This window comes from Aeromicrobium sp. CnD17-E (assembly GCF_024124745.1).
Taxonomy (GTDB): Bacteria; Actinomycetota; Actinomycetes; order Propionibacteriales; family Nocardioidaceae; genus Aeromicrobium.
In genome coordinates, this window is record NZ_JAMXRU010000028.1 from 23,454 (window position 1) to 31,826 (window position 8,373).

3 protein-coding genes are annotated in these 8,373 nt (G+C 67.9%); all 3 read right to left on the reverse strand.

Annotation, left to right across the window (positions count from 1 at the left end):
- Nucleotides 1-25: 25 nt before the first annotated feature.
- Entirely contained in the window at nucleotides 26-3,871 is a 3,846-nt protein-coding gene (locus tag NH339_RS07780; protein WP_253024112.1) for a DNA-directed RNA polymerase subunit beta', read from the reverse strand.
- 88 nt (nucleotides 3,872-3,959) lie between these two features.
- Nucleotides 3,960-7,445 (reverse strand): DNA-directed RNA polymerase subunit beta, encoded by a 3,486-nt coding sequence (rpoB, locus tag NH339_RS07785; protein WP_253024114.1) that lies wholly within the window; start codon nucleotides 7,443-7,445, stop codon nucleotides 3,960-3,962.
- Nucleotides 7,446-7,771: 326 nt separating this feature from the next.
- A partial coding sequence (locus tag NH339_RS07790) for a hypothetical protein (protein ID WP_253024116.1) occupies nucleotides 7,772-8,373 on the reverse strand: 602 nt, incomplete at its 5' end.

An 8,373-nucleotide genomic window follows, 5' to 3' on the forward strand; every position in this document is an offset into this window, starting at 1 on the left:
CCGGGGCCGTCGTGCGTTCAGTCCGTCAGGGCTCGTACGACGTGAAGTCGTAGTCCTCCAGCTGGACGGCGGGGCCGTCGGGCGAGCCGAAGCCGTAGTCGTAGGACTCGTAGCCCGTGACGGCGTAGGCGGCCTGGCGGGCCTCCTCGGTGGGCTCGACCCGGATGTTGCGGTACCGGTCGAGACCGGTACCCGCCGGGATGAGCTTGCCGATGATGATGTTCTCCTTCAGACCGCGCAGCGAGTCCGACTTGCCGTGGATGGCGGCGTCGGTGAGGACGCGGGTCGTCTCCTGGAAGGAGGCGGCCGACAGCCACGACTCGACGGCCAGCGAGGCCTTCGTGATGCCCATGAGCACCGGACGGCCCGAGGCGGGGGTGCCGCCCTCGGCGACGACGCGTCGGTTCTCCGACTCGAACGTCGCCCGGTCCGCGAGGTCACCGGGGATCAGGTGGGAGTCACCCTGCTCGATGACCGTGACCCGACGCAGCATCTGCCGCACGATGATCTCGATGTGCTTGTCGTGGATCGCCACGCCCTGGCTGCGGTAGACCTCCTGGACCTCGTCCACGAGGTGCTCCTGCGCCCGACGGACACCGAGGATGCGCAGGACCTCCTGCGGGTCCGGCGTTCCGTGGGTGAGCTGCTGGCCGACCTCGACGTGCGAGCCGTCCTCGACGAGCAGGCGCGAACGCTTGCTGACGGGGTACTCCTGCACCTCCGAGCCGTCGTCGGGGGTGACGACGAGCTTGCGCGTCTTGTCCGTGTCGTCGATCGCGACGCGACCGGCGGACTCGGTGATCGGCGCACGACCCTTGGGCTGACGAGCCTCGAAGAGCTCGACCACGCGCGGCAGACCGTGCGTGATGTCGTCACCGGCCACACCACCGGTGTGGAAGGTACGCATCGTCAGCTGGGTGCCGGGCTCACCGATCGACTGGGCGGCGATGGTGCCGACCGCCTCGCCGATGTCGACGAGCTTGCCGGTGGCCAGCGAGCGGCCGTAGCACTTGGCGCACGTACCGGCCGCCGCCTCGCAGGTGAGGACCGTGCGGACGCGGATGGTCTCCACGCCGGCGGTCACGAGCTGGCCGATCTCGACGTCGCCGAGGTCGCCGCCGGCCTCCACCAGCACCTCGCCCGTCTCCGGGTGGGTGATGTCGGTGGCCGCGCTGCGCGAGTACGCCGAGGTCTCGACGTTCTCCGCCGGCACGAACGTGCCGTCGTCCAGGCGGGTCGCGATGACCTTCGGCAGACCACGCTCGGTGCCGCAGTCCTCCTCGCGGATGATGACGTCCTGGCTGACGTCGACGAGTCGACGCGTCAGGTAGCCGGAGTCGGCGGTGCGCAGGGCGGTGTCGGCCAGACCCTTGCGGGCACCGTGCGTCGCGATGAAGTACTCGACGACGCTCAGGCCCTCACGGAAGTTGGCCTTGATCGGGCGCGGGATGATCTCGCCCTTCGGGTTCGCCACGAGACCACGCATGGCCGCGATCTGACGGACCTGCATCATGTTGCCTCGCGCACCCGAGTGGACCATCATCCAGATCGGGTTGTCGGCGTTCGCGGTGAACTTCTTCTCCATCTCGCCGGACACCTCGGCCGTGGCCTGGGTCCAGATCTCGATGAGCTCCTGACGACGCTCGTCCTCGGTGATGAGACCGCGGTCGAACTGCTGCTGGACCTTCGCCGCCTGACCCTCGTACTTGGTGAGGATCTCCTGCTTGGACTCCGGCGTGACGACGTCCTCGATGGAGATGGTGACACCCGAGCGCGTGGCCCAGTGGAAACCGGTCTCCTTGAGGTTGTCGAGCGCGACGCCCACGTCGATCTTGGAGTAGCGCTCGGCGAGGTCGTTGACGATGACCCCGAGCTCCTTCTTGCCGACCTGGTAGTTGACGTACGCGTAGTCGTCCGGCAGGGCCTGGTTGAAGATCGCGCGACCGAGGGTGGTCTCCCGCGACGCGACGACACCGTCGGCGCCGGGGATGCGGATCCGCACCTTGCTCTGGAGGGTGATCTCCTTGCGGTCGAAGGCCATGACGGCCTCGGCGACCGAGCTGAACGCACGACCCTCGCCCGGGTGCCCCTCACGCTCGAGCGTGAGGAAGTACAGGCCGATGATCATGTCCTGCGTCGGCATGGTGACCGGACGGCCGTCGGACGGCTTGAGGATGTTGTTCGTGCTCAGCATGAGGATGCGGGCCTCGGCCTGCGCCTCGGCGCTCAGCGGCAGGTGCACGGCCATCTGGTCACCGTCGAAGTCGGCGTTGAAGGCCGAGCAGACGAGCGGGTGGATCTGGATGGCCTTGCCCTCGATGAGCTGCGGCTCGAACGCCTGGATGCCCAGACGGTGCAGGGTGGGTGCACGGTTCAGCAGCACCGGGTGCTCGGTGATGACCTCCTCGAGCACGTCCCAGACCTCGGCGCGCACGCCGCGCTCCACCATCCGCTTGGCGGACTTGATGTTCTGGGCGTGGTTGAGGTCGACCAGACGCTTCATGACGAACGGCTTGAACAGCTCGATCGCCATCTGCTTGGGCAGACCGCACTGGTGCAGCTTCAGCTGCGGGCCGACGACGATGACCGAACGGCCGGAGTAGTCGACGCGCTTGCCGAGCAGGTTCTGACGGAAACGACCCTGCTTGCCCTTGAGCATGTCCGAGATGGACTTGAGCGGACGGTTGCCCGGGCCGGTGACGGGACGACCACGACGGCCGTTGTCGAACAGCGAGTCGACGGCCTCCTGCAGCATCCGCTTCTCGTTGTTGACGATGATCTCGGGCGCGCCGAGGTCGAGCAGTCGCTTGAGGCGGTTGTTGCGGTTGATGACGCGGCGGTACAGGTCGTTGAGGTCCGACGTGGCGAAGCGGCCACCGTCGAGCTGGACCATGGGACGCAGCTCCGGCGGGATCACCGGCACGGCGTCGAGGACCATGCCCTCGGGGTGGTTGCTGCTGCCGAGGAACGCCGAGACGACCTTGAGGCGCTTGAGGGCGCGGGTCTTCTTCTGGCCCTTGCCGGTGGCGATGATCTCGCGCAGCGACTCCGCCTCGGCGTCGAGGTCGAAGGACTGCAGACGCTTCTGGATGGCAGCGGCGCCCATGTAGCCCTCGAAGTACGCACCGAAGCGGTACGTCATCTCGCGGTAGAGCATCTCGTCGCCCTCGAGGTCCTGGACCTTGAGGTTCTTGAACCGGTCCCACACCTCGGTGAGTCGGTCGATCTCGCGCTGGATGCGGTCGCGACGCTGCTTGGCCTCACGCTCGGCGGCGTCCTTGACCTTGCGCTTGGCGTCGGCCTTCGCCCCCTCGTCCTCGAGGGCCTTGAGGTCCTCCTCGAGCTTCTGCAGGCGCTGGTTGACCTCGTCGTCGCGACGGGCCTCGAGCTGCTTGACCTCGAGGTCGATCTTCGACTCGAGCGAGGACAGGTCGCGGTGACGCGCCTCCTCGTCGACGTGCGTGATCATGTACGCCGCGAAGTAGATGACCTTCTCGAGGTCCTTCGGGGCGAGGTCGAGCAGGTAGCCCAGACGGCTGGGGACACCCTTGAAGTACCAGATGTGGGTGACCGGCGCAGCGAGCTCGATGTGGCCCATGCGCTCGCGACGCACCTTGGAGCGGGTCACCTCGACGCCGCAGCGCTCGCAGATGATGCCCTTGAAGCGCACGCGCTTGTACTTGCCGCAGTAGCACTCCCAGTCCCGGGTGGGACCGAAGATCTTCTCGCAGAAGAGGCCGTCACGCTCGGGCTTGAGCGTGCGGTAGTTGATCGTCTCCGGCTTCTTGACCTCGCCGTAGGACCATCCGCGGATGTCGTCGGCGGTCGCGAGACCGATCCGGATCTGATCGAAGAAGTTCACGTCGAGCACGGTGTCTTCTTTCCCTTACTTTTCGAAATTCAGTGGTGAGCGGGGAGTGAGGGTGGGGGCGCCGTCGTGGCGACGGCGCCCCGCCGGCTCACACTTCTTCGACGCTGGAGGGCTCGCGACGCGACAGGTCGATGCCGAGCTCCTCGGCGGCGCGGAAGAGGTCCTCCTCCGCGTCGCGCATCTCGACGGCGGAACCGTCGCTGGACAGCACCTCGACGTTGAGGCACAGCGACTGCATCTCCTTGACGAGCACCTTGAAGGACTCGGGGATGCCCGGCTCGGGCACGTTCTCGCCCTTGACGATCGCCTCGTAGACCTTGACGCGGCCGACGATGTCGTCGGACTTGATCGTCAGCAGCTCCTGCAGCGCGTAGGCGGCACCGTAGGCCTCGAGGGCCCAGACCTCCATCTCACCGAAGCGCTGGCCACCGAACTGGGCCTTACCGCCGAGCGGCTGCTGGGTGATCATCGAGTACGGACCGGTCGAGCGGGCGTGGATCTTGTCGTCGACCAGGTGGTGCAGCTTCAGCAGGTACATGTAGCCGACGCTGATCGGGTCGGGGAACTGCTCGCCGGTACGACCGTCGAACAGGACCGCCTTGCCGTCGGGGCCGACCATGCGGTCGCCGTCGCGGTTGGGCAGCGTCGAGGCCAGCAGGCCCTGGATCTCGTCCTCGCGGGCACCGTCGAAGACGGGCGTCGCGACGTTGGAGTTCGCCGGGGCACGGTCAGCACCGATGGCGCGCAGGCGGTCGGCCCACTCGTCCTTCAGGTCGCCGATGTCCCAGCCTGCCTTGGCCACCCACCCGAGGTGGGTCTCGAGCACCTGGCCGACGTTCATGCGGCCGGGCACGCCCAGCGGGTTCAGCACGATGTCGACGGCGGTGCCGTCCTCGAGGAACGGCATGTCCTCGATCGGCAGGATCTTGGAGATGACGCCCTTGTTGCCGTGACGGCCGGCGAGCTTGTCACCGTCGGAGATCTTGCGCTTCTGGGCGACGTAGACGCGGACCAGCTGGTTCACGCCGGGGCTGAGCTCGTCGCCGTCGGCCGCGTCGAACACGCGGACGCCGATGACGGTGCCGGACTCGCCGTGCGGGACCTTGAGCGACGTGTCGCGGACCTCGCGCGCCTTCTCACCGAAGATGGCGCGCAGCAGGCGCTCCTCCGGCGTCAGCTCGGTCTCGCCCTTGGGCGTCACCTTGCCGACGAGGATGTCGCCGTTGCCCACCTCGGCGCCGATGCGGATGATGCCGCGCTCGTCGAGGTCGGCCAGCATCTCCTCGCTGACGTTCGGGATGTCGCGGGTGATCTCCTCCGGGCCCAGCTTGGTGTCGCGCGCGTCGACCTCGTGCTCCTCGATGTGGATCGAGGTGAGCAGGTCGTCCTGCACGACGCGCTGGCTGAGGATGATCGCGTCCTCGTAGTTGTGGCCCTGCCAGGGCATGAAGGCGACGAGCAGGTTGGTGCCCAGCGCCATCTCGCCCTCGTCGGTGCACGGACCGTCGGCCAGCGGGGTGCCGACCTCGACGCGCTGGCCCTCGGCGACGAGGGGGCGCTGGTTCGTGCAGGTGCCGTGGTTGGAGCGGCGGAACTTGGCGAGGCGGTACGTCGTGTACGTGCCCTCGTCCTCCATGATCTCGACCAGGTCGGCCGAGACCTCCTTGACCACACCCGCCTTCTTGGCGACGGTGACGTCGCCGGCGTCGACGGCGGCGCGGAACTCCATGCCGGTGCCGACGAGCGGGGCGTCGTTGCGCACCAGCGGGACCGCCTGGCGCTGCATGTTGGCACCCATGAGGGCGCGGTTGGCGTCGTCGTGCTCGAGGAACGGGATGAGCGCGGTCGCGACCGAGACCATCTGGCGCGGCGAGACGTCCATGTAGTCGACCTCGGCGGCCGGGCGGAGCTCGGCCTCACCACCACGCTGGCGCACGAGCACCGCGTCGTCGACGAACGTGCCGTCCTCGGTGAGCGGCGAGTTCGCCTGGGCGACGATGAACCGGTCCTCGTCGGTGGCCGTGAGGTAGTCGATCTGCTCGGTGACCCGGCCGTCGACGACCTTGCGGTACGGCGACTCGATGAAGCCGAACGCGTTGATGCGACCGTAGGAGGCGAGCGAGCCGATCAGACCGATGTTCGGACCCTCAGGCGTCTCGATCGGGCACATGCGGCCGTAGTGCGACGGGTGCACGTCGCGGACCTCGTAGCCGGCGCGCTCACGCGACAGACCACCGGGGCCGAGCGCGTTCAGGCGACGCTTGTGCGTCAGACCCGCGAGCGGGTTGTTCTGGTCCATGAACTGCGACAGCTGGCTGGTGCCGAAGAACTCCTTCAGCGCCGCCACGACCGGACGGATGTTGATGAGCGTCTGCGGCGTGATGGCCTCGACGTCCTGCGTCGTCATGCGCTCGCGCACGACGCGCTCCATGCGCGCCAGGCCGGTGCGCAGCTGGTTCTGGATCAGCTCGCCGACCGTGCGGATGCGACGGTTGCCGAAGTGGTCGATGTCGTCGGCCTCGACGAGGGTGGTGCCCGCGGGCATCTCCAGCTCGGTCTCGCCGGCGTGCAGGGCCACGACGTACTTGATGGTGGCGACGACGTCGTCGATGGTCAGCGTCTGCTGGTCGAACGCCTCGTCGGCGCCGAGCTTCTTGTTGACCTTGTGACGACCGACCTTGGCCAGGTCGTACCGCTTCGTGTTGAAGTAGTAGTTGTCGAGCAGGTTCTGGGCGGCCTCGCGCGACGGCGGCTCGCCCGGACGCAGCTTGCGGTAGATGTCGAGCAGCGCCTCGTCCTGGGTCTGGACGTTGTCCTTCTCCAGGGTCAGGCGGATGGACTCGTACTGGCCGAACTCCTCGAGGATCTGCGCCTCGGTGAAGCCGAGCGCCTTGAGCAGGACGGTGACGCTCTGCTTGCGCTTGCGGTCCAGACGGACGCCGACGAGGTCACGCTTGTCGACCTCGAACTCCAGCCACGCGCCGCGCGAGGGGATGACCTTGGCCGTGTAGATGTCCTTGTCCGACGTCTTGTCGGGCGTGCGCTCGAAGTAGACGCCGGGGCTGCGGACCAGCTGGCTGACGACGACGCGCTCGGTGCCGTTGATGACGAAGGTGCCCTTGGGGGTCATGAGCGGGAACTCGCCCATGAAGACCGTCTGGCTCTTGATCTCGCCGGTCTCGTTGTTCATGAACTCGGCGGTGACGAACAGGGGCGCGGCGTAGGTGACGTCGCGGTCCTTGCAGTCCTCGACCGAGTACTTCGGGGGCTCGAAGCGGTGGTCGCGGAACGACAGGCTCATCGTCTCGGAGAAGTCCTCGATCGGGGAGATCTCCTCGAAGATCTCCTCCAGGCCGGACTTGGTGGAGACGTCGGTGCGGCCGGCAGCGAGGGCGTCCTCGACCTCGGCCTTCCACTTCTCGCTGCCGATCAGCCAGTCGAAGCTGTCGGTCTGCAGGGCCAGGAGCTCGGGAACCTCGAGCGGTTCGGAGATCTTGGCGAAGGAGATGCGGCGGGGTGCGTTGGTGGCACTGTTGTTCTGGGCAGGTGCGGCGACGGTGCGCGAGGCGGCCAAGAGGGGTCCTTCCAGAGGCTCGCAAGGGTGTCACGTGATGGACTTGTGCGCATGACTGACGCCCCCAGTCAAGGGGCAACGAGGGCGACGAGGCGGGCGCGAAGATTCAGTCTAGCCCTTCCGTCCACACGCGCGCAAGCCTGGTCCTTGACAACCAGCCTGAGATGGGTCAAAGTATTCGGCCGCTCCACGCGCGCACGGCCCGAAAAGCCTGCCATTGCAGGATCTGCCGGGTGTCCAGGCGGCGGTCCGACGGGGTCGGCGGCCTCCGCAGCGCCCCGCCGGAGCACCCGACCGGCCCCTCCGCGCAGGTCCGACGCGCCGGCTCAGAGCGCCTTGATGTCGTCGACGAGCCAGCGTCCGTCGCGCTCGACCATCGTCATCTCCACCCGGTTGCCGAAGACCGTCGGCACGTCCGACCCGTCGGCCAGACGTGCCTGGTCGACGAAGACCAGCACGGTGGCGCGGTCGCGACGGCAGTCGTCGCCGCACGACATCGCGGCGGAGTCGCGGGTGGTGGCCTGGACCTGGATCTTGCGCTGCGGGGCGAGGTCGCGCAGGGCCGGGGAGATGCTCTCGAAGTCCTTGGCGAACGACGGGGTCATCACGTCGCTGGAGTCGTCGAGGTACTGCTGGATCCGGTCGTAGCGGTAGGTGAAGATCGTCTCCGCGGCGGAGGCAGCCGCCTCGGCGGCCTTGTCGTGGGCGCCGTCGACACCGTGGGTCTCGCGCCAGTCCGCCACACCGCGGTAGCCGAAGAACGCACCGAAGACGACCGCCAGCACGGCCACCCCGACCAGGACGATGCGCGCCGGGTCGAGGGCGCGGCGACCTGCGCCGCCACCGGCGTCGCCCGACTCGACGTCCGTCCCCGTGCCGGAGCCCGACTCCGGCGCCTCGGCAGCCGGGTCGTCCGTCCGCTCGTCCG